The sequence below is a fragment of the Sharpea porci genome, assembly GCF_009695655.1.
Taxonomy (GTDB): Bacteria; Bacillota_I; Bacilli_A; order Erysipelotrichales; family Coprobacillaceae; genus Sharpea; species Sharpea porci.
In genome coordinates this window covers 1-22,424 of record NZ_VUNM01000014.1, presented here as the reverse complement: position 1 = coordinate 22,424, position 22,424 = coordinate 1, and the positions used below count along the sequence as shown (strand labels likewise).

The 22,424-nt window shown below is 37.7% G+C and carries 18 protein-coding genes and 1 tRNA gene; 17 read left to right on the top strand and 2 right to left on the bottom strand.

What is annotated here, in order from left to right; all coding sequences use genetic code 11:
* Positions 1-89 precede the first annotated feature (89 nt).
* Positions 90-1,397: a V-type ATP synthase subunit I gene (locus tag FYJ79_RS07110; RefSeq protein ID WP_154516033.1), complete on the top strand. Its 1,308-nt coding sequence runs from the start codon at positions 90-92 to the stop codon at positions 1,395-1,397.
* A 73-nt stretch (positions 1,398-1,470) separates the two neighbouring features.
* On the opposite strand, the gene FYJ79_RS07105 is transcribed toward FYJ79_RS07110, so the two are convergent.
* Positions 1,471-1,557 (bottom strand) — tRNA-Leu (locus tag FYJ79_RS07105).
* Between the two features lie 247 nt (positions 1,558-1,804).
* Between FYJ79_RS07105 and FYJ79_RS07100 the strand changes: the two genes are divergently transcribed.
* The 15 genes from FYJ79_RS07100 to thrS all read left to right on the top strand — a co-directional run bounded on the left by FYJ79_RS07100 (position 1,805) and on the right by thrS (position 17,882).
* Positions 1,805-2,122, top strand: coding sequence for a hypothetical protein (locus tag FYJ79_RS07100; RefSeq protein ID WP_154516030.1), 318 nt, complete (start codon positions 1,805-1,807; stop codon positions 2,120-2,122).
* Positions 2,123-2,200: 78 nt separating this feature from the next.
* On the top strand, positions 2,201-3,256 hold the full coding sequence (gene aroB, locus FYJ79_RS07095) for a 3-dehydroquinate synthase (protein ID WP_154516027.1): 1,056 nt from the start codon (positions 2,201-2,203) through the stop codon (positions 3,254-3,256).
* A 1-nt stretch (position 3,257) separates the two neighbouring features.
* Positions 3,258-4,517: a 3-phosphoshikimate 1-carboxyvinyltransferase gene (gene aroA, locus FYJ79_RS07090; protein WP_154516025.1), complete on the top strand. Its 1,260-nt coding sequence runs from the start codon at positions 3,258-3,260 to the stop codon at positions 4,515-4,517.
* Positions 4,514-5,587, top strand: a complete 1,074-nt coding sequence (aroC, locus tag FYJ79_RS07085) for a chorismate synthase (RefSeq protein WP_154516022.1) — start codon at positions 4,514-4,516, stop codon at positions 5,585-5,587. Before aroA ends, aroC begins: the two co-directional genes overlap by 4 nt.
* A complete protein-coding gene (locus FYJ79_RS07080) occupies positions 5,584-6,708 on the top strand; it encodes a chorismate mutase (RefSeq protein WP_154516019.1) in 1,125 nt (374 codons plus the stop codon). The genes aroC and FYJ79_RS07080 overlap by 4 nt, the downstream gene beginning before the upstream one ends.
* Positions 6,705-7,205, top strand: a complete 501-nt coding sequence (locus FYJ79_RS07075; RefSeq protein WP_154516016.1) for a shikimate kinase — start codon at positions 6,705-6,707, stop codon at positions 7,203-7,205. Before FYJ79_RS07080 ends, FYJ79_RS07075 begins: the two co-directional genes overlap by 4 nt.
* Positions 7,202-8,050 (top strand): thymidylate synthase, encoded by an 849-nt coding sequence (gene thyA, locus FYJ79_RS07070; RefSeq protein ID WP_154516013.1) that lies wholly within the window; start codon positions 7,202-7,204, stop codon positions 8,048-8,050. Before FYJ79_RS07075 ends, thyA begins: the two co-directional genes overlap by 4 nt.
* A gap of 8 nt (positions 8,051-8,058) precedes the next feature.
* Complete coding sequence (locus tag FYJ79_RS07065; RefSeq protein ID WP_154516010.1) at positions 8,059-8,526, top strand: dihydrofolate reductase; 468 nt, start codon at positions 8,059-8,061, stop codon at positions 8,524-8,526.
* 75 nt (positions 8,527-8,601) lie between these two features.
* Complete coding sequence (locus tag FYJ79_RS07060; protein WP_154516007.1) at positions 8,602-9,312, top strand: lysophospholipid acyltransferase family protein; 711 nt, start codon at positions 8,602-8,604, stop codon at positions 9,310-9,312.
* Between the two features lie 19 nt (positions 9,313-9,331).
* Entirely contained in the window at positions 9,332-10,429 is a 1,098-nt protein-coding gene (locus FYJ79_RS07055) for an FAD:protein FMN transferase (protein WP_229771380.1), read from the top strand.
* An 18-nt stretch (positions 10,430-10,447) separates the two neighbouring features.
* Positions 10,448-11,230, top strand: coding sequence for an alpha/beta hydrolase (locus FYJ79_RS07050; protein WP_154516004.1), 783 nt, complete (start codon positions 10,448-10,450; stop codon positions 11,228-11,230).
* Positions 11,231-11,417: 187 nt separating this feature from the next.
* Positions 11,418-13,133 carry a Na/Pi cotransporter family protein gene (locus FYJ79_RS07045; protein WP_154516001.1) on the top strand — a complete coding sequence of 572 codons (1,716 nt, stop codon included), beginning with the start codon at positions 11,418-11,420 and terminating at the stop codon, positions 13,131-13,133.
* 199 nt (positions 13,134-13,332) lie between these two features.
* A complete protein-coding gene (pfkA, locus tag FYJ79_RS07040) occupies positions 13,333-14,292 on the top strand; it encodes a 6-phosphofructokinase (protein ID WP_154515998.1) in 960 nt (319 codons plus the stop codon).
* A gap of 82 nt (positions 14,293-14,374) precedes the next feature.
* Entirely contained in the window at positions 14,375-15,805 is a 1,431-nt protein-coding gene (gene pyk / locus FYJ79_RS07035; protein ID WP_154515995.1) for a pyruvate kinase, read from the top strand.
* 316 nt (positions 15,806-16,121) lie between these two features.
* Complete coding sequence (thrS, locus tag FYJ79_RS07030; RefSeq protein WP_154515992.1) at positions 16,122-17,882, top strand: threonine--tRNA ligase; 1,761 nt, start codon at positions 16,122-16,124, stop codon at positions 17,880-17,882.
* A gap of 100 nt (positions 17,883-17,982) precedes the next feature.
* Here the strand turns inward: thrS and FYJ79_RS07025 are convergent, their stop codons facing one another.
* Positions 17,983-19,698 (bottom strand): IS3 family transposase, encoded by a 1,716-nt coding sequence (locus tag FYJ79_RS07025; RefSeq protein ID WP_229771357.1) that lies wholly within the window; start codon positions 19,696-19,698, stop codon positions 17,983-17,985.
* Between the two features lie 236 nt (positions 19,699-19,934).
* On the opposite strand from FYJ79_RS07025, the gene FYJ79_RS07020 reads away from it, so the two are divergent.
* Positions 19,935-22,289 (top strand): glycoside hydrolase family 3 N-terminal domain-containing protein, encoded by a 2,355-nt coding sequence (locus FYJ79_RS07020; protein ID WP_154515989.1) that lies wholly within the window; start codon positions 19,935-19,937, stop codon positions 22,287-22,289.
* The last annotated feature ends 135 nt before the right edge of the window (positions 22,290-22,424 follow it).

Genomic DNA, 22,424 nt, shown 5'->3' with positions numbered 1-22,424 from the left:
GATATATATCTATTGTATTTAGAATATTTACGCTTGACTATTGAAAAAAGGTGGAGTTAAATGAATACGTTTAGAAGGAAGGTAGACATATGGCAGTTATTGAAACGAAGATTCTTAACCTTGTCTTCCCTAAGGAAAACCTTACGGAAGTCCTAGATATTTTGGATCATTCAAAGTTTTATCATCCTATCCCTTCAAGTCAGCTTGCACATGAACTTAAAGATGTTCATGCACTTACGCCTACAAGAGACTATGAAGATTTACAAAGGGAAGTTGTTGATACCGCAAAAAGACTACATTTAGATTTAAATACTGAATTATGTGCAGATACAGCAATAGATTTAGATGCCACAAAGAAGTATTTAAATGATATTAATGCTCAGATTGATGAAATAGATAAAATTAAAGAAGATATTATTCATGACTTGGATGAAAATAAGGATGTTATTGGATTCCTTGATAAATGTACAACCAAAAATATTAATGTCGAAGATCTCATGAATGCCAATTATCTTACTGTACGTTTTGGCTCATTAGAGAATAGCCAAATGGATAATCTTAAATATTATTTAGAACGTCCATTTGTTTATGATTTCCTTAAGAAAGGTGCTAAAGAGACTTGGCTCTACTATATTGCGACAAATAAGGATATTGGTGAAATTGATAATATCTTTGGAGCACTCAATTTCAAGAAAATTGAAATGCCTAAAATTGTTCATGGGACAAATATGGATGCCCTTAGTGCACTCAATGAACAAAAGAATGCAATGGATGAATATGTTATTCATATGGATGGCAAGCTTGATCTGATCAAAGATCAAGAGACACTTCAGTTACAGAAAATCTATGCAACAGCTCTACATTTAAATAAGCTTGAACAAGAAAAAGAGTATGTCTTAGATTTATTGACAAAATATTCTTTATCAGGTTTCATTACAACAAATCATATTGATGAATTTAAGCAGTTGTTTAGGAATATTGAGGATATAAACTTCACAGAATTACCTTGTGATGCAATCACTGATCAGAAGCTTGAAGTCCCAACTGAAACCAACAATACAGGTGTTTTAAAGGCATTTGAAGTGCTTTCTCAGCCAGAAGCAGGTAAACGTGATGTCACACTTGGTTATGCCATTCTTTATAATCTTGTCTTTGCATTATGCTTTGGCGACTTTGGACTAGCCCTTGTACTTTTTGTCCTTGCGTTAAAGAAGAATAATAAGATGCTTCTCTCATTAGCAATTACATCATTTGTAGGAGCATTCTTATATGGACAAGTTTTCTATTACTGGTCATTTACACCAACTCTTATTCATATACATCTTGTCGTGCGATTATTTGCCGGTTTAGGTATTCTGGTTGTTGGCAAGTTTGTTCTTGATGCTTGTAAACGTTAAAACGGTGGCAACACCGTTTTTTATTTTCCATTAAAATAAAAAAACGAAGATTTACATCTTCGTTATTGACGGATGGTGCCCTGGGCCGGACTCGAACCGGCACGGGTTTGAAGCCGGCAGATTTTGAGTCTGCTGCGTCTACCAATTTCGCCACCAGGGCTTTACGTTGCTCACTCATTATACATAAACTATTCTTCAAAAGCAACTCCCAATTTTAAAAAATCCATTTTGCTGAATTGGCATATGTCTTTTTTATAGAATACGCAGGAAAGATATAAGATTTATCGATTAAATCATAGTATACCCTTAGGGATTAAGGGCATCTATAGTTGGTATTGTAAAGATAACTATAGTAGATAGTCAAAGACGTCACAAATCGATAAAATAAGAGTGGAGGGATATTATGTATGAGGGATCTTTTTATTATTGAGTGTTTAAATACGAAATTGTTTCAAAGTATTGTCAATGAATTACGGCGATGTGATTATGTCTGTTTCTCAAATTTTGATGAGAGCGAACATTTTGATGTTACACCGTCATTGATTGCTGAAGTGCTTAGTTATCGTAATTTTATTATGATTGATCATGATCTCGCGTTCTATTATCAAGATCATATTGTCTTGAACTATAGTGCGCTTTCACGGGAAATAGAGATCAGCTATGATTTCTTTCATGATTTTATTAATGATGGCCGACAATTTCTATTAGACTACTATGCTTTTTAACTCTTCATATTGAAGAGTTTTTATTTGGAATAAGAGAAGTTTTTGCTATAATGTACGCAATGAAAGGTAGGGGTGTTCATGGAATTAAATGTGAATTTGGGTAAAGATAGTTATCCTATATATATAGAACAAGGTATTTTAAGTAAAGCCTATCAATATATTGGTGAGCTTTATAAAGGTAAGAAAATAGCTGTAATCAGTGACGATAACGTCTTTCCACTCTATGGTAAAGATTTAGTGGCAAGTCTCAATGACTATGAGGTGACATCTATTGTGATTCCTCATGGTGAATTAAGTAAACGTTTTGATATATTACCATCTCTTTATTCCCAATTGCTTGAGGCACATCTCACTCGTAGTGATATGATTATTGCCCTAGGTGGGGGTGTTGTTGGTGATTTGGCGGGCTTTGTTGCTGCAACATATTTAAGAGGTGTAAAGTTTGTTCAGATTCCAACAAGCTTGCTTGCTCAGGTGGATTCGTCTGTTGGGGGAAAAGTAGCCGTTGATTTACCTGAAGGTAAGAACTTAGTGGGAGCTTTTAAGCATCCTTTATTAGTACTTATTGATCCGTTGACATTAAAGACACTTGATGATCATTTTATCCGTGATGGGATGGGTGAAGTGATTAAGTATGGCTGTATAAAGAGTGCAAGTCTCTTTGAGAAATTAGAGCGTTATAAGAATTTTGAGGAACTCTATCATGATATTGATGATATTATTTATCAATGTGTAGATATTAAGAGAGATGTTGTAGAAAAGGATCTTTTTGATTTTGGCGATCGCTTAGCACTTAATTTTGGACATACGATTGGGCATGCTATTGAACAGTACTATCACTATGAGCACTATAGTCATGGTGAGGCGGTTGCAGTAGGCATGGTGGATATTACAAGAATTAGCGAACAAAGAGGTATCAGTGCCCCAGGTACAACTCAGCGCATTATCGAAGCTCTTGAACATTATGGCTTGCCTACGCATTGTGGCCTTAAGTCCAAGGACTTGCTTGAAGCTATTAGCCATGATAAGAAGAATATTGATAATACTTTTGCTTTTGTGGTATTAAACAAGATTGGCGAAAGTGCCATCTTAAGACATGATGCCAAAATGATTCTAGAAGTAGAGGAGATGTAAAATGTCATCAATCACGATCCAACCTAAAAAACTCAAAGGTACGATTGCTGTACCCACAAGTAAATCATTAGCCCATCGAGAAATCATTGCGGCTTCTCTCGCTCCAGGACAATCCATTATTTCTAATGTATCCATGAGTGATGATATTACTGCAACAATTGAAGGCATGAAAGCTCTTGGTGCATTAATTAAAGAAGAAGATGGTAAGCTCTATATTACGGGAGCTCTTACGAATGGTTTAAGTAATGCTCATATTGATTGCCATGAATCTGGTTCTACATTACGCTTTTTAATTCCTATTTCCCTTATTCATGATAACTATGTGCATTTTACTGGTCAGGGGAAACTTGGCAGTCGACCACTTGATGTCTATTATAAAATCTTTGATTCACAAAAAGTTGTCTATCTTTATCGTGAGAATGCTCTTGATCTTTATCTTATGGGGCATCTTAAGCCAGGGCGCTTTGAAGTACCTGGAGATGTCAGCAGTCAGTTTATCACTGGCTTGTTATTTGCCCTGCCACGTTTAGAAGGGGATAGCGATATTATTGTAACAAGTCCTTTAGAATCCTCTGGTTATATTGATCTGACATTGGATGTTCTAAAAGAATATGGTATTCAGATAGAACAAACAGAAGAAGGCTATCATGTACCTGGGCATCAGGTCTATCAAGCACAAAAGAGCAGTGTTGAAGGAGACTTCTCACAGGCAGCTTTCTATCTTGTGGCTGATGTATTAGGCAATGATATTACGATTACCAATCTCAATATGGAGACCCATCAGGGTGATAAAGCCATTGTGGAGATCCTTGAACGCATGGGTGGAAAGCTTATTCAAACAGAAGAAGGCTATAAGATGACAGCAGATCAGCTTGTTGCAACGGATGTCGATGCTTCCAATTGTCCAGATGTCATCCCTGTGCTTTCTTTGGCCATGGCCTTGGCAGAAGGTACAAGTCATATCACAAATGCCCGTCGTTTACGCATTAAGGAATGCGATCGATTACATGCCATTTGTGAAGAGCTGAAGGCAATGAATGTGGATGTTACAGAGCATGAAGATGCCATCACTATTGTCGGCAGAAAGGATTTAACGGGTGTCAGACTTTCAAGCTACAATGATCATCGTATGGCAATGATGGAAGCTATTGCCGCAACTGTCACAAAAGAACCTGTTAGCATCGATAATCGTGAATGTGTCAGCAAGAGTTATCCAGAATTCTTTAATGATTATGTGAAACTAGGAGGAGAAGTGGAATGAGCGCAAACTGGGGAAGAAATATCGAACTCTCCATCTTTGGAGAATCTCATGGAAAAGCATTAGGCATTAATATTGGCAATTTGCCTGCAGGCATTAAGATTGACATGGAAGCTGTTAAGAAAGAAATGGCACGCCGTGCCCCTGGGCAGACTTTAATGGCCACATCACGTAGAGAACCCGATGAAGTTGAAATCATGAGCGGACTTATCGACGGAATAACAACAGGTGCCCCATTACTAGGTATGATTTATAATACATCCCAGCATTCCAACGACTATTCAGAATTAAAAATCAAGATGCGACCAGGCCATTCAGACTATCCTGCTTATATCAAATATCATGGCTTTAATGATGTCCGTGGCGGTGGTCATTTCTCTGGACGTCTCACAGCACCAATTGTCTTTGCAGGGGCTATCTGCAAACAGATTCTCGCAACAAAAGGCATTCATATTTATTCCCATGTTCTTTCCATTAAGGATATCAAGGATGATCATTTTAGTGTGAATATCACTGATGAACAATTAGAAGCTCTTGCCAAGAAAGAATTCTCGGTGCTTTCTGATGAGAAATTTGAAGCAATGCGTGAACTTATTCTTAGCGCTAGAAAGAATCGTAATAGTGTGGGTGGTAAGATTGAATGTATGATTAAAGGTGTTCCTGCCGGAATTGGTTCACCCTTCTTTGATTCTTTAGAATCAAGAATGTCAACGCTGTTCTTTTCAATTCCAGCTGTGAAATCAGTTTCATTTGGTGATCTTGATGATATTACGCAATATTATGGTTCTGAAGCGAATGATGCTTATTATTATGATGGTGAGATTGTCAAGACAAAGACAAATCATAATGGTGGTATTATTGGCGGTATTACAAATGGAATGCCTATTCTATTTACGCTTGGCATTAAGCCAACATCATCGATTGCCTTAGAACAGGATACGATTAATGTTGAGACACATGAAAATACCAAGCTTGCGATTGTTGGCAGACATGATCCTTGTATTGCTATGCGTGCACCTTCTGTTGTTGAAGCCATGGCTGCGATTGCGATTATGGATGAGGTGAACGTATGAAGGATCTTAAAACATGCCGTGATGAAATAGACGCTATCGACCAGAAACTGATTGCTCTTTTTGAAGAGCGTATGCATATCTGTGAAGATGTCATTGAATACAAAATGGCACATCATATGGAAATTTTCCAGAGTGGGCGTGAGACAGAGGTTATTGAGAAGAATCTCAAACGTGTCCAGGACAAGAAACTTGCCCCTTATGTGCGTAACTTTGTTTTGCAGAATATGAATCTTTCTAAACGCTACCAGACAACCTTCCTTCCTGGAGAAATCATTGATCTCAAGCCGGCTAAAGAAGAGAATCTGATCGTGGGCTATCAGGGTGTACCAGGCTCCTTCTCCTATGAGGCGATGGAAAGCTATTTTGGTGATCGTGTAGCTTTTAAGGTTAATTATCCCCATTTTGAAGATGTCTTTAAGGCTCTTAAAGCACATGAAATTGATTATGGTATTCTGCCTCTAGAGAATTCAACAACTGGGGCAATTAATGATAATTATGACTTTATTAATGATTATGGATTCTATATTGTAGGAGAATTATCTTTATCCGTCTCCCAAAATCTTCTTGGTATTCCCGGAAGTACAATCGATGATATTCAGACAGTCTATTCCCATTCTCAGGGCTTGCTTCAGACATCCCAGTTTTTAGCCAAGCATCATATTGCCAAGGAACCATATCCTAATACAGCAATGGCAGCAAGCTATGTCAGCCATCTCAATAATAAACATATTGGGGCAATCGCAAGTAAGAAGGCTGCAGAGCTTTATGGCTTGGATGTTCTTGCATCCGATATTCATAATGATAAAAGCAATCATACTCGTTTTATTGTCATTGGTCATAATCTTGAATCAAGCAAGCAAGCTTCACGTATTTCTACAGTCTTCACGTTAAGACATGAAGTAGGGGCACTGTATGAAGTCTTACAGATTATCAAAGATCATCAAATCAATATGGTTCGTATTGAATCACGTCCGATTCAGTCATCACCATGGGAATATTACTTCTATCTGGATTTTGATGGCAGTTTACATGATCCTAATGTTGTTAGGACGATTGATGAATTAAGGGCATGTACCTATACATTTAGATTGATTGGTAATTATGAAAGGAAGATTGCATGAAAAATATTGTGTTAATTGGTATTATGGGGGCTGGTAAGACAACCATTGGTAAAAAGCTCAGTATTGATCTCAATAGGCCTTTTATTGACATGGATGAATATCTTGAAAAGAAATATGAGATGCGCATATCGGATATGTTTAAGATTTCTGAGGACTATTTTCGTGATCATGAGAGTGCATGCTGTAAGGACATGAGTACACAAAGTCAGACCATCATCTCAACAGGTGGAGGTGTGATTAAGCGTCCTGAGAATATAGCTTATTTGAAGAAGAATGGCATTATCTTCTACATTGATCGTCCACTTGATCAGATTGTTAGTGATGTGGATACATCATCAAGGCCATTGCTTAAAGATGGAGCTCAAAAGCTTTATGACTTAGACCGGGAACGTCGTGCACTTTATATGCAAAGCTGTGATTATCATTTGATTAATGATGGGACACTTGAAGACATCTGTCAGAAGATTATTGATGTGATGAAGGAGGAAGATGCATGAGTTATGCCGATCAGGTATTCAAGAAAATGTGCCAGGATGTCTTAGAAAAAGGCACGGATACAAAAGATGAGATTGTTAGACCAATCTGGGAAGATACAGGCGAAAAGGCTTATACGATTAAACAATTCGGTGTTGTCAATCGCTATGACTTACGGAAAGAATTCCCCGCTTTGACCTTAAGACGAACTGCTTTAAAGAGTGCCATGGATGAAATTCTTTGGATCTACCAAAAGAAAAGCAACAATATTAAAGATCTGCATTCCCATATATGGGATGAATGGGCTGATGAAAATGGCAGCATTGGAACATGTTATGGCTATGTCATAGGTCAAGAAGATATGCGTAAAGGGGAAATGATTGATCAGATGGACTTTGTCTTGAAAGAACTTAAGCGCAACCCTTATTCAAGACGTATTATGACCAATATGTATATTCCCCAATATCTTGATGGTGGTCACTTAGAGCCTTGTTGTTTCTTAGTGATGTATAATGTCACAAAAGATGAGCATGGTGCCAATGTGCTCAATATGTCCGTTATTCAGCGCTCTCAGGATATTCTTGCTGCCAATAACTGGAATGTCTGCCAGTATGCCATTTTATTAATGATGGTGGCACAGTGTGTTGATATGATTCCTGGGGAGATGGTGCATTATATCAATGATGCCCATATCTATGACCGCCATGTGCCAATGATCAAGGAACTCTTGACGAGAGAAGAATATCCTGCACCTCATGTTACCCTTAATCCAGATGTTAAGGATTTCTATGCCTTTACAACGGATGATCTCATTGTTGAAGACTATCAACACGGTCCTCAAATCAAGAATATCCCCATTGCGGTGTAGGTGAGAAGATGATTACTATTATTGTAGCTGTTGATGAAAGCAATCTTATTGGGACAAGTGATTCAGCTAATGGCATGGCTTGGCACAATAAAGAAGATTTCCAGCATTTCAAACAAACAACACTTCATCATACCCTTGTTATGGGGCGCAAGACTTATGAAGCAATTGGACGACCATTACCAAAGCGTCATACAATTGTGATCACAAGAGGAGAAATGGATGACAATCGCATTGAGGTACGTCATTCTCTTGATGAAGTATTTGAAGAATTTAAAAATAGCGATGAGGATTTGATGATCTGTGGTGGGGCAAGTATTTATAAGCAGGCTTTAGGTGTTGCAGATCGTATGCTTTTAAGTCGTATTCCAGGTAAGCATGTAGGAGATACATATTTCCCTGATATTGATCAAAGTGGTTTAAAGCTTTCAAAAAAGAAGCCTTTTGATACTTTTACTTTAGAAATCTATGAACGATAGGCTGATGCTTATCGTTTTTTCTTGTATTCAAGAGGTATTTTGATTATAGTTAAAAAGAAGGAATTGAGGATAGTTATGATTAGATTAGTTTTTATTGTGATACGTTTTTTCTTTGAAATTCCAGGGATATTTCATCGTATTCACAAACAATTAAAATATAAAGATCAAATAAGTATTGATGAACGTATTGATACTTTGCGTAAGATACTTCGTAAGGCTGTGAAAAGAGCTAATGTGGATTTAAAGGTCTATGGGGTTGAAAATCTTCCTGCAAAGGGAGGCTTCCTGATGACACCAAATCACCAAGGGATGTTTGATATTGTCGCTCTCTTTTATGCCATCGATCGTCCATTTAAGATTGTCTATAAGAAAGAATTAAGAAAAATCAAGATTGTGGCTGATGCTTTAGACAGCATGGATTATCTCGCTATTGATCGTCAAAATTTGCGTCAGAGTGTCAAGGTGATTCGTCAGGTGAAAAAAGAACTTGGCGAAGGAATGCCTTGGGTGATCTTCCCCGAAGGAACAAGAAGCAAGAATGGGAATCAGTTACTTGAATTCAAGGGTGGTTCCTTTAAGAGTGCAATGGATGCCAAGGTTCCTGTTGTTCCAGTAGCCAATATTAACTGTTATGAAGTGCTCGATCGTAACACTTTGAAAAAAGTGCATTGTCAGATTCATTTCTTAAAGCCTATCAGCTATGATGAATATAAAGATATGAATTCTGAAGAACTCGCTATGCATGTTAAGAAACTTATAGAAAGATGTATTGAAGAACATGCCTAAGGGCTGTTCTTTTTTGATTATGAAGAGAATATTTTTACTTATTTGCGCACTTATCTTAAGTGGCTGTTCAAACAAAATACAATATTATACCAAGAGCTTTCCTGATTATCTTGATACAATGACAACCTATATAACATATGCATCTTCAGAAGATGATTTTGAAAAGCAATGTCAATATATTGAAAAAAGACTGCAATATTATGACAAGCTATTTGATAATTATCATACTTATCCATCCATAGTAAATGTCATGACTATTAATCAGAATGCGGGGAAGAAAGCTGTTGTTGTTGATCAGGAATTATTTGATTTACTAAAGCTCTCCAAAGAACGCTATCAAAACATATCACCACAGGTGAATATTGCCTATGGCAGTGTGCTCACGCTTTGGCATGAGGCGAGAGAGCAGGCAAGTAAGCATAAAAATATTGGTCAGCCACCAAGTAAAGAGGAACTAGAAAAAGCAAGTGGGCATACCAATATCAATCAGGTGATACTCGATGAAAAAAGGCGCAGTGTCTATTTAGAAGATCCGGAGATGGCACTTGATCTAGGAGCGGTAGCTAAAGGCTATACAATGGAAAAAATAAAGCAGGGTTTAATCAAACAAGGCGTCAAGTCCTTCTTGTTGAATGGGGGCGGTAATGTTGTTGGTGTTGGTCAGCGACTTGTCGCAAGTGAAGAGGCTGACTACAAAGCCTGCCAATCTCACTATTGTATTGGTATTGCGAGTCCAAAGGATGGCAACTATGCCTCAACAAAGAGTGACTATGAAGCTGTTCTTGTTGCTGATAATAAGGCTGTTGTGACAAGTGGTGATTATGAACGCTATTTCTTGGATGCACAGGGCAATCGCTATTGTCATCTTATTGACCCACGGACAAGTTATCCTGCACACTATATGCGTTCGGTGACGATTATTACAAAAGATTCTGGTTTAGCTGATTATTTGAGTAGTGCACTCTTCTTGATGAGCTATGAAGATGGTCAAAAGCTTATTGCTTCATTAGATGATGTTGAAGCTATCTGGCTTTTAAATGATGGTCATATTATGTTAAGTGAGGGGATGAAAAATAAGGATTTTTATGTTTTTCAAAAGGAAAGAATGTATAATTAAAGCAACGGGGGAAACAAAATGATTCTAAAAGAAAAAATCTATTTTACACCAGCCCAAAGTGAACGTGGGTTACATATTTATTTGCCTGATGATTATCAGACAAGTGATAAGAGATATCCAGTGATGTATTATTTTGATGGCCATAATCTTTTCTTTGACAGTGATGCCACATATGGAAAGAGCTGGGGATTGAAGACATTCTTGGATCACTACAATAAGGAATTTATTGTTGTGGGATTAGAATGCAGTCATGTCGGTAATGAAAGATTGGTAGAATATTGTCCATATCATTATCAAGGCAAGTTCTGGGGAGACTTGCATGGAAGAGGGAAGGAAACACTTGACTGGATGGTTAATACGCTTAAGCCGATGATTGATGCCCGTTTTCCGACCTATGCGCATCGTGAAGCAACAGGTCTTTGCGGCAGTTCAATGGGCGGACTCATGGCACTTTATGGCGTAATTGCCCACAATGATATCTTTTCTAAGGCTGGTTGTCTTTCTTCGGCTATCGGCCCAGGTATTAAAAATCTGTGTGCGGATATTGAAGGCCATGCAATTGATGCCAATACGCGCGTCTATCTTTCAATTGGTGAAAAGGAAGCAAGCAGTCTGCCTGTTAAGAATATCTATGCTACAGTGATGGCAAGAAGTGCTAAGAAAGTGACAAAACTACTGGAAGAAAAAGGTGTTGAGACAGCCATCTATATTCAGAAAAATGGTAAACATTGTGAAGCGGATTGGGAAAAACAAAACAAACTTTACTTCGATTATCTTTGGTGTAATAAGAAGAGTTTTTAGTTAAACTCTTCTTTTATTTATGTAAAGAGTGTTAAGTGATTAAGAAAGTTCTTTTTAAGAATTAACATAAACTTAACAATGTTTACATAAGCATAACTCTCTCTTAACAAAGCGAGATATAAGAAACAAGTGAATCATATTACTCTTTACTTGAACAAAAAAGATTTTGTTTGAAGGAGTTATCGATATGAGCGAAACATTAAAAATCATCTTCGGTTTAACAGGAGGTCTAGCGATTTTCTTGTTTGGTATGAATCAAATGAGTGAATCTTTACAAAAGGCTGCCGGAGAGAGAATGAAGAAAATATTATCCATGCTGACAAGCAACCCAGTGAAAGGTGTTCTTGCCGGGGCCCTTGTCACAGCTGTCCTACAGTCATCTTCCGCAACAACCGTTATGGCCATTGGCTTTGTCAGTGCTGGCTTGATGTCATTGCCTCAAGCTATTTCGGTGATCTTTGGGGCCAATATTGGTACAACAATGACAGCCCAGCTGATTGCCTTTGATATTGGCGATTATATTTATCCTATTATCTTTATTGGCTTCTTAGTGAATTTTATTGCGAAGAAAGAAAAGACAAAGAGCATTGGGATGGTCATCTTGTCGTTTGGTCTACTTTTCTTGGGAATTGAAACAATGTCAACAGTCATGAAGCCATTAGCTTCATCACCTATCTTTATCCATGCTTTAGAGAAGGTTGCAGATATACCTGTTTTAGGCGTGCTTGTTGGTTTGTGCATGACACTTGTTGTACAGTCTTCTTCAGCTACAATTGCCGTTTTGCAGAATTTTGCGATGCAGGCAGGCCCTAATGGTCATAGCATCATTGGTTTAACAGGCGCGATTCCTGTTCTCTTAGGTGACAATATCGGTACTACAATTACAGCTTTGCTTGCTTCTATTGGTGGTAGTAAGGACGCAAAGCGTACGGCTATTGCTCATTCTATATTCAATCTTTCAGGCACACTCTTGTTTATTTGGTTTGTTCCACAATATGCAGCTCTTATTAAAGCTATCTCAACGCATGGTCCTGAACTCCAGGTCATCTCAAGACAAATTGCTAATGCCCATACGGGCTTCAACCTCACAATGACGATTATCTGGACACCATTAGTTTGGTTAATGGTGAAGATTGTCATGAAGATCATACCTGAGTCCAATGTTGATAAAGCTATCAATCCCAATGCACCACTTTATCTTGACAACAAAGTCTTAAATCAGCCTGCCGCAGCATTGCAGTTAGTGGCTGAAGAAAGCATGAATGTCGCAAATATTGTAGGGGAGATGCTTGTGGAATTACCAGGTGTCTTTAGAGGCAAGAATGATGCCTTGCGTAAGAAGATTGATGAAAAAGCGAATAACAGTAAGAATATCTATAAACAGATTCTCGATTATCTTGCCAATCTATATTCCAATGGCTCACTGATTGAGGAACAGGCTTCTCGTTCTGCGGGTATTATGTATATCCTGAATGAAATTGATCGTATTCGCCATCTTATTCATGCGTTAGAGGAAATTGCGGATGAAGATTTAGAAAATGGCTTACATTATTCATCAGTCGCTAAGAGTGATCTTAAAGTCATGCTTGAAGATGTCTATAAGCTTTATTATGATGTTTTACAGGTTGTTATTACAGGTGATACGGAAGGTATTCATCGCTTGATGGAACGAAAGGAACAATTGACACGTAAAAATGCAGGCCTCTTAAAGGATCACTTGAAACGTGTAGCTAAGGGTGAATGTAATGACAAATTAACTCTTTCTTATACAGAAATTATATCTAATATTGATCGTATTGCTGCTAACTTAATGAATATTCTTGAGGCTGTTTCAGGGAAGGTGAATTTGAATTCATTCCATGCCCTGGGTGAAGCACAGGATGCCTTAAACGAGCCAGCTTAATTTTCAGGCAACAAAGAAATTTGTTGCTTTTTCTATACATTTAGGAGTATAAATAGAACATATTAATGAGAATATTTACACATGTTGTATTCCTGTCGTTAATTTTATTAAAAGTTTGGAAATCAAATTAGAAATAATTCTCATTGAAATATAATTGTGTTAATATGTTTTTAGAGATTTTATGTACGAGGTGAATAAAATGGTAAAAAGTATTGGTGTTTTGACATCTGGCGGTGACGCACCTGGCATGAATGCTGCTGTTCGTGCTGTTGCGCGTACTTGCCTTAATAAGGGGATTGACGTCTATGGCGTCATGCTTGGATATAAGGGATTACATGAAGGTCAGTTCTACAAATTCAACAGACATTCAACACGTAACATCATCAATATTGGTGGGACAATCTTGAAATCTGCAAGATTCCCTGAATTCAAAAATCCACAGACAAGATTAGAAGCTATTGAACAGATGAAATCTGTTGGAATGGAAGCTCTTGTTGTTATTGGTGGGGATGGTAGTTATCATGGCGCACTAGAACTTACAAAACTAGGCGTAAACTGTATTGGTATTCCAGGTACAATCGATAATGATATTCCACTTACTGATCATACAATTGGCTTTGATACTGCATTAAATACAATTGTTGAAGCATTGGATCGTTTAAGAGATACTTCTGGTTCACATCAGAGATGTACTATTCTTGAAGTTATGGGTCGTACTTGTGGGGATTTAGCTGTTAATGCTGGTCTTGCATGTGGTGCGGAAATCGTTATTACAAGCGAAACTGGCTTTGATGAAGAAAAAGTGATCGAAAGATTACGTCAGTCTAAAGCTGGTGACAAGAAGCATGCGATTGTTGTTATTACAGAACATGTCACTGATGTAAATGAGTTAGCTAAGCGTATTGAAGCGGCTACTGGCTTTGAAACAAGAGCTAACGTTTTAGGCCACTTACAGCGTGGTGGACGTCCAAGTGCTAATGACCGTGTTCTTGCAAGCCGCATGGGCGTACGTGCTGTTGAATTACTTGAACAGGGTAAAGGTGGTCTTGCCATCTGTGAACAGGGTGGTGTCATTACTGAAGTACCAATGTTGACATTATTTGACTCTAAACGTGATGTTCCTGAAGAATTATATGAAGATGTCTTAAAGCTTCGTTAATTTTTAGGTATTCTATCTTGAAAGTTGCTGAAAATTGTGTATGATAATAGCGGTGTCTAGAAGACACAGGGGGATTAAGTAGATGCAAAAAGAAAAAATGAAAAAAACTAAAATCGTTTGTACAATCGGTCCAGCTTCTGACAACAAGGAAATGTTGAAGAAGTTAATTAAGGCTGGCATGAATGTTATGCGTTGTAACTTCTCTCATGGTGACCATGAAGAACATGCTGCTAAAATGCAGAAGTTAAGAGAAGTCAACGAAGAACTTGGTACTAATGTTGCTATCATGCTTGACACAAAGGGTCCTGAAATCAGAACTGGTAATTTCGTAGGTGGTACTACAGAATTCAAAAAGGGTCAGGTTTCAGTAATCACTAGAGAAGATATCGAAGGTACTTCTGATCGTTTCACTGTATCTTACAAGAACTTATATCAGGATGTTAAGCCAGGTGGTTTCATCTTAGTTAATGATGGTCAGGTAGCATTACTTGTAGACCATGTTGATGAAAATGGTGATATCTACACTGTTGCTGCTAACGATGGTAAAGTTAAGAATAAACGTGGTATTAACGTACCAGGTGCAATCCTTGAATTCGAATTCTTATCTGATAAAGATAAATCTGATATCACATTTGGTTGTGAACAGGATATCGATTTCATCGCTGCTTCATTCGTAAGAAGACCTCAGGATATCTTAGATATCAAGAAGTTATTAGTTGAAAATGGTAAACCTGATGTTAAAGTCTTAGCTAAGATTGAAAACGTTGAAGGTGTTGAAAATATGGATGGTATCATCGAAGTTGCTGATGGTATCATGGTAGCACGTGGTGACTTAGGTGTAGAAGTTCCTGCTGAAGATGTTCCAGGTATTCAGAAGTCATTAATCAAGAAATGTAATGCTGCTGGTAAGATCGTTATTACTGCAACTCAGATGCTTGAATCTATGCAGGAAAACCCAAGACCAACAAGAGCAGAAGTTTCTGACGTAGCTAATGCTATTTATGATGGTACTGATGCAATCATGTTATCAGGTGAATCTGCACAGGGTAAATATCCTGAAGAAGCAGTATTATACATGAGCAAGATTGCTAGAAAGACTGAAGAACAGTTAGATTATGGTCATTTATTAAGACAGGCCATCCGTACTTCAGATGACAACACTTCAGAAGCTATCTGTATGTCAGTTGCTCAGATTGCAAACAACTTCAAAGTTGCTGCTATCATCGCTTTCACTGAAACAGGTGGAACTGCTAAGCGTGTATCTAGATATAGACCTGAATGTCCAGTAATCGCTGCTACTCCTTACTTAAAGACTGTAAGAGGCTTAGCTCTTAACTGGGGTGTTAAACCAGTATTAGTTAAGGAAATGAAGTCTAAGGAAGGCTTAGTCAACTTAGCACAGGTTGTTGCTAAAGAAGTTGGCGTTGCTGCTGGTGAAAAAGTATTAGTAACTGGTGGTACTCCAGGTGTTACTGGTCAGACTAACTATCTTGAATTAGTAACAGTTAAATAATTTCGCAAATCTACTTAGTAAGAGGCTGCAAAATGCAGTCTCTTTTTTTGATTCAGGCATTGACAAAGTAGTTTGTTTGTAGGAAAATGGAGCCGTAATCTAAAGGCAATCATTTAGGATATGTCACTTATATCATTGGCTTAGAGAAGAAGTGGTTGGTGAAAACTTCTACATAGTATAGGTGGTACTCCCTAATAGCTGATTTCGAAAGAAAAACCGGTTCACAGACGTTATGAAGTGAAGAGAAGTAATAAAGGTGGTACCACGAAGCTTTCGTCCTTGACGATAGCTTCTTTTTTATTGAAGGAGAAAGAAAATGAGAGATTTTGTAAATGATGTTGAATTAAATACTTTGAATCATTCATGTGCACATGTTATGGCACAGGCAGTTAAGCATCTCTATCCACAGGCTAAGTTCTGGGTAGGTCCTGTTGTTGAAGAAGGATTCTATTACGATATTGACTTAGGTGATCAGACTATTACTGATGATGATTTACCTAAGATTGAAAAAGAAATGAAAAAAATCTGTAAAGATGGCAAGCGTATTGTTCGTCATGAAGTCAGCCGAGAAGAAGCTTTAAAAGAGTTTGCAGATGATGAATATAAAGTAGACCTCATCAGCAATATGCCAGAAGGTACTGTTATTTCAACATATTCACAGGGCGACTTTACTGATTTATGTCGTGGTCCTCATGTTGATACAGTTAAGAAATGTAAGAACTTTAAGCTTTTAAAGCATTCTGGTGCCTACTGGAAAGGTGATAAAAACAACAAAGTCTTACAGCGTATCTATGGTGTTTGCTTCCCTACAAAAGAAGAACTTGATGAACATCTTGCTTTGTTAGAAGAAGCAAAAGAAAGAGATCATCGTAAGTTAGGTAAAGAACTTGGTATCTTTATGTTTGCTGACTTGGTTGGTAGAGGTTTACCAATGTGGTTACCAAATGGTTTCACAGTAAGACGTATTCTTTCAGACTATATCATGGATAAGGAATTAGATTTAGGCTATGAACATGTCATGACACCATCAGTTGCCAATGTTGCTTTATATAAGACTTCAGGTCACTGGGATCATTATAAAGATGATATGTTCCCAGCTATGGAAATGGATGATGAAGCCTATGTCCTTCGTCCAATGAACTGTCCAGAACATATGATGATCTATAAATCACAATTACATTCTTATCGTGATCTACCAATCAGAATGGCTGAAATTGCGAATGACTTCCGTTTTGAAGCAAGTGGTGCTTTAACAGGTATTGAACGTGCAAGAGCCTTCACTCAGAATGACTCACATATCTTCTTAAGACCAGATCAGATTGCTCAGGAATTTAAAGAAGTTTCAAAGCTTATTCTTGATGTCTATAAAGACTTTGGCTTTACTGATTATGAATTCAGATTATCATTAAGAGATCCTGAAGATACTGAAAAGTATTTTGGTAATGATGAACTTTGGGAAAAGTCAGAAAATGAATTACGTGCTGTCTTAAATGATATGGGTGTTAAATACTATGAAGCAAAAGGTGAAGCTGCTTTCTATGGCCCTAAGTTGGATGTACAGGTTAAGAGTGCATTAGGTCATGATGTTACCCTTTCAACAATTCAGCTTGATTACCAATTACCTGAACGCTTTGAATTAACTTATGTTGATGAAAATGGTGAAAAGGTAAGACCAGTCGTTATTCATCGTGCTATTCTTGGTTCATTGGATCGTTTCATTGCCTTCTTGCTTGAAGAAACAAAGGGTGTACTGCCATTATGGTTAGCACCTAAGCAGGTTGTTGTCTTACCTGTTAAGAACGAATATCATGAAGAATATGCAAAGGAAGTTGTCAAGAAACTTAGAAAAGCACATTTCAGAGTTCAGTTAGATAACCGTGATGAAAAGCTTGGCTATCGTATTCGTGAAGCTCAGATGCATAAGATTCCTTATGAATTAGTTCTTGGTAATAATGAACGTGATGAAGGCACTGTAACTTACAGACAATATGGTCATACTGAACAGACGACAGTACCATTTGATGAATTTGTTGCTTTATTAAATGAAGAAGTAGAAAAGAAAGCATTAAATAAATAAAGCATAAACCTAGTGTGGAATGATATGACCCCTGTCAAGTAGACAGTGGAAATATTCAAAATAACTACTAAGCAAGGTCAATCAGATTTGGCCTTGTTTTTTATTGTTGTAATTGCACTTGCTGTTTTGCTTTGCTTTTCTCAATCTTTTCCCAGAATCGTTCTATTCTTCTGTTTGGTGCAATTGGATACTGTTCCGGTGTATCTGCGGCCAGTGCTTCCTGTCTTACCTGATACGCAGTCTTCCCGTGAAAACGTTTCTGTGGATATCTGTAGATATAGTATTCATATGTCCGGTATATGATCTCTGCAGCTTCTTCATATGTATGTGCCTTGCCAAACAAAACCTTAGCCATATCCTTGATGAATCCCTGAAAGGATTCTACTGGTCCGTTATCGATACAGTGGCCAACCCGTGACATGGATTGTGTCAGTCCGTCATTCTCAAGCATCCTGGAAAATCCCTTGCGTGTGTATTGGAATCCTCTGTCGCTGTGCAGGAGCAAAGTGGCGCCCTGATTCAAGGTGATGGCCATGAAGTATGTGTCATTGACCAGCTTGGTATCGTTTCTTCTGCCGACGACGACGCCAACAGGATATCGATCATACAGGTCAAGGATCGTGCTGATATATAATTTATCACCGGCGTATTTCAGTTCGGTTATATCTGTGCCCCATTTCAGATTAGGTGCTTCGGCATTGAAATCACGATCCAGTACGTTATCCTTCGTTTCCTGTGGTGTTGATTTCCTGTAAGTGGAATGACGCTGGTCAATACGGAAATGAGATTCTATGCCATTGATGGCCATGATGCGATAGATACGCTTACGATTATACTTCATATCGCTGTTATTATTGAGCGCATAGGTCATCTTCTGATAGCCAAACAAACTGTTGTTTTCATCGGCAATGGCCTGTATGAGGGGAACTATCCTTGCGTCCTCGATATCCACTCTGGATGGCTTGCGATGGATCCATTTATAATAGGATGCCCTGGATATTCCAGCCAGCTGACACAGATACTGTATGGAACATCGCTCATCACTGCTCGTTGTTTGAATTGATTCATAAATCTGTATCTTCCCCCTATGACGCAATGCTGGCCGGGCAATCTTCGGCGCATTCTCTATCGCCCCCTCCCTAATTCGCTGAGTTTTTTTTAAGAACTTGACCTCTATTTCTTTTCGTCTCAGTTCTTCCTTCAGTCGTTTGTTTTCTCTTTCCAGCTTTTCCTTGTCAGTAAGGTCTTCTTCCGCCTTGCGATGGCCACGGTTGTCATTCAGGCCATCTGTTCCCTGTCTGTCATATTTGCGGACCCATGAATAGACCTGAGAATAGCTGCAGCCATATTTTGCGGCTGTTTCTTTGTAATTGCGATCATGATTGATGCAGTACTGAACGATCTCCATTCGTTCTTCTTTCGTTGTTTTCTTTCTTTCTGCCATATAGACCTCCGGATGGGGATGATAATCCCTCTGTTCTATATGGTTATTATACCTTTTGATCCATTGAATGATGACTGTTTTACTGGGAATATTGTATTTTGTTGCCAGTTCGTACGGTGACAGTCCGTTCTGTACGTAATCCTGAACTACCTGTTCTTTGAATTCTTTTGAGTAAGATGAATTTCTTTCCTTAGGACTGAGAGCTTCTGTCCCATTGGCTTCATAGAGACTCGCCCATTCACGTATTCTATTGCCACCATATTTCCCCATATCTAATTCTGATGCGATCTCAGCAGCTGATTTCTTTCCTGATAGATAGTCCTGTACAGCTTTCAGTTTCTGCTCAAATGTATATTTTGCTTTTCTTCCCATAATAAAACCCCCTAAAAGCAGGGCAGTACATTTTGTGTATTTGTACTGTCTACCTTTAGGGGATCATATCAGAAGCACTAGGTTTTTTTATTGGTTATATATGTAATACAATTTCAATAAAAATATAAAATATATGAAATAATATTACGAAAAGGCTTTCATTTTATGAAAATATTTGATACAATCATGTTGTACTTCAAGTCTAGACAACAAGTGCATCTTACGGAGGGAAGGCAATGAAAGGAAAAGCAACAAAAATAGTCACATCAATAATCTCTTTTGTCGTTGTTTTTATGATGTCTGGATCACTGGTTTGCGCAAGCAATACGCGTGTGGATCAGCTGCTATCACAAATGACATTAAGACAGAAAATAACACAGATGATGATGGTTGATTTTAGAAAATGGCAACAAGATGGTGAAAGTAAAGCATCTGATTTCACACAAATGAATGCAGAAGTTCAAAAAATAGTAGAAGATTATGATTTTGGTTCAGTAATATTATTTGCGAATAATATCAAAGAAACGAAACAAAGCTATGAGTTATCAATGGCATTGCAGGCTGCAGCAACAAAAGATGCTGGTATTCCATTGTTGATCAGTACAGACCAGGAGGGTGGTTCGGTCTATCGTCTTGGATCAGGAACTGCATTACCTGGCAATATGGCCTTAGGAGCAACAAATGATAGTTATAATGCACAAATAGCTGGAGAAATTATTGGAAGTGAATTGAGTTCACTTGGTATTAATACAGATTTAGCCCCTGTTGTTGATGTTAATAATAATCCAGCCAATCCAGTTATTGGCTTGCGTTCTTATGGTGATGATCCCATCCAGGTAGGGCATATGGCTGCGGCTGAAATTAAGGGACTCGCAAAATATCATGTGATTGGATGTGTCAAACACTTTCCTGGCCATGGTGATGTCGCTACAGATTCCCATTATGGATTACCTGTTGTCAATAAAGATAAGGATATGTTATTGAAGAATGAATTGATGCCATATAAAGTCGCTATTAATGAGGGCATTGATATGATTATGTCAGCACATATTCTTTATCCACAGCTTGATAATTCAACAGTCTATTCTAACAAGACAGGTCAACAAGAAAAATTACCATCCACATTATCACATAAGATCATTACAGACTTATTAAAAGATGAATTAGGCTTTAAAGGTGTTGTAGTGACCGATGCAATGAACATGAAAGGTATTTCGAATACATTTGATCAAGTACAAGCTGCTCAGTTGGCAATTAATGCGGGTGTTGATATGTTATGTATGCCTTGTGAATTAAAGAGTAAAGCGGATCTTAATAATTTAGATGCTATTATCAATGGTATTGAAAAAGCTGTCCAGGATGGTGAAATTTCAGAATCTCGCCTTAATGATGGTGTTAGAAGAATTCTTACACTCAAAGAAAATAAAGGCATTCTAGACTTTAATCCAAATCAATATTCATTAGAACATGCTCTTGCGACAGTAGGCAGTGATGCAAATAGAGCAAAAGAAAGAGATATCACTGCTAAAGCTGTTACAGTTGTTAAGAACAATAATAATATCTTGCCATTGCATGTCCAAAAGAATAGTAAAATATTAATGCTGACACCTTATGAGAATGAAGTAGCACAGATGTTGATGGGCTATAATAGAGCAAAGAGTGCTGGACTTATTCCTGATGGAGCAATGGTAAAATCACAATATTTCATGGGACATAGTGATGTCGATTATGTAAAGAATAATCTTGATTGGGCTGATACTGTGATTATTAATTCAGAAGTTTATGGTTCATCTGATACAGCCTATAAAAACTGGCGTTCTTTAGCTGTGAAGAATATTACTCAATATTGTAAAGAGAATAATAAAAAATCAATTGTTATGTCAGTGCATTTACCATATGATGTACAGCTTTATCCAGATGCTGATGCTCTGTTAGCGGTTTATGGAGATGCTGGATCGTCAGTTGATCCAACAGAAGCGATAGTTGGCGGTGTAACTTCTTCGAAGGCGGCTTATGGGCCTAATATTATTGCTGGCGTTGAAGTCGCTTTGGGGACTTATGGCGCTACAGGAAAACTTCCAGTTAATGTTTTCAAGTTTGATTCTGATAAGGATTCCTATACAAATGATATCGTTTATAAACGTGGTTTTGGCTTGACTTATCCTGCAAGAACAATTTCTAATGAGGCTCTTAAGACAAGAGTAGCGCAATTAGAACCGCTTCATCAAGAAGACTACACACCAGCCTCATATTCAGCTTTACAGGATTCATTAAAAGCGGCAAAGGATATTTTAAATAAGACAAGTTCACAAGAAGATATTGATGCTGCATTAAAAGCCCTTAATCAGTCATTTGATGCCTTAGGTAAAGTCAAAAAAGAGAATCATTCTGATGTTAAGAACGAAGCACATTCACTTAAAGCTCAAGATAACAAGAATATCTCAAATACAAAGACAAATACGAAAAAGAATATACAAAAAGCATCATCAGTTAACACGGCTGATACAACACCAATTATGATTTTTGTATGGGCATTATTGGTATCTCTATGTGGTATGATTGTGCTAAGTATACGTAAAAAACATCATTAAATGAAAAAAGGGAATGTCCCGAAATAACTAAATATTTTGAGGTCTGCTAAGCAGATCTCTTTTTCATCTTCGATTCCATGAGTGATAGAGGATTTCTGCAATATACAGGCATAAAAAAACACCATCTCATATGGT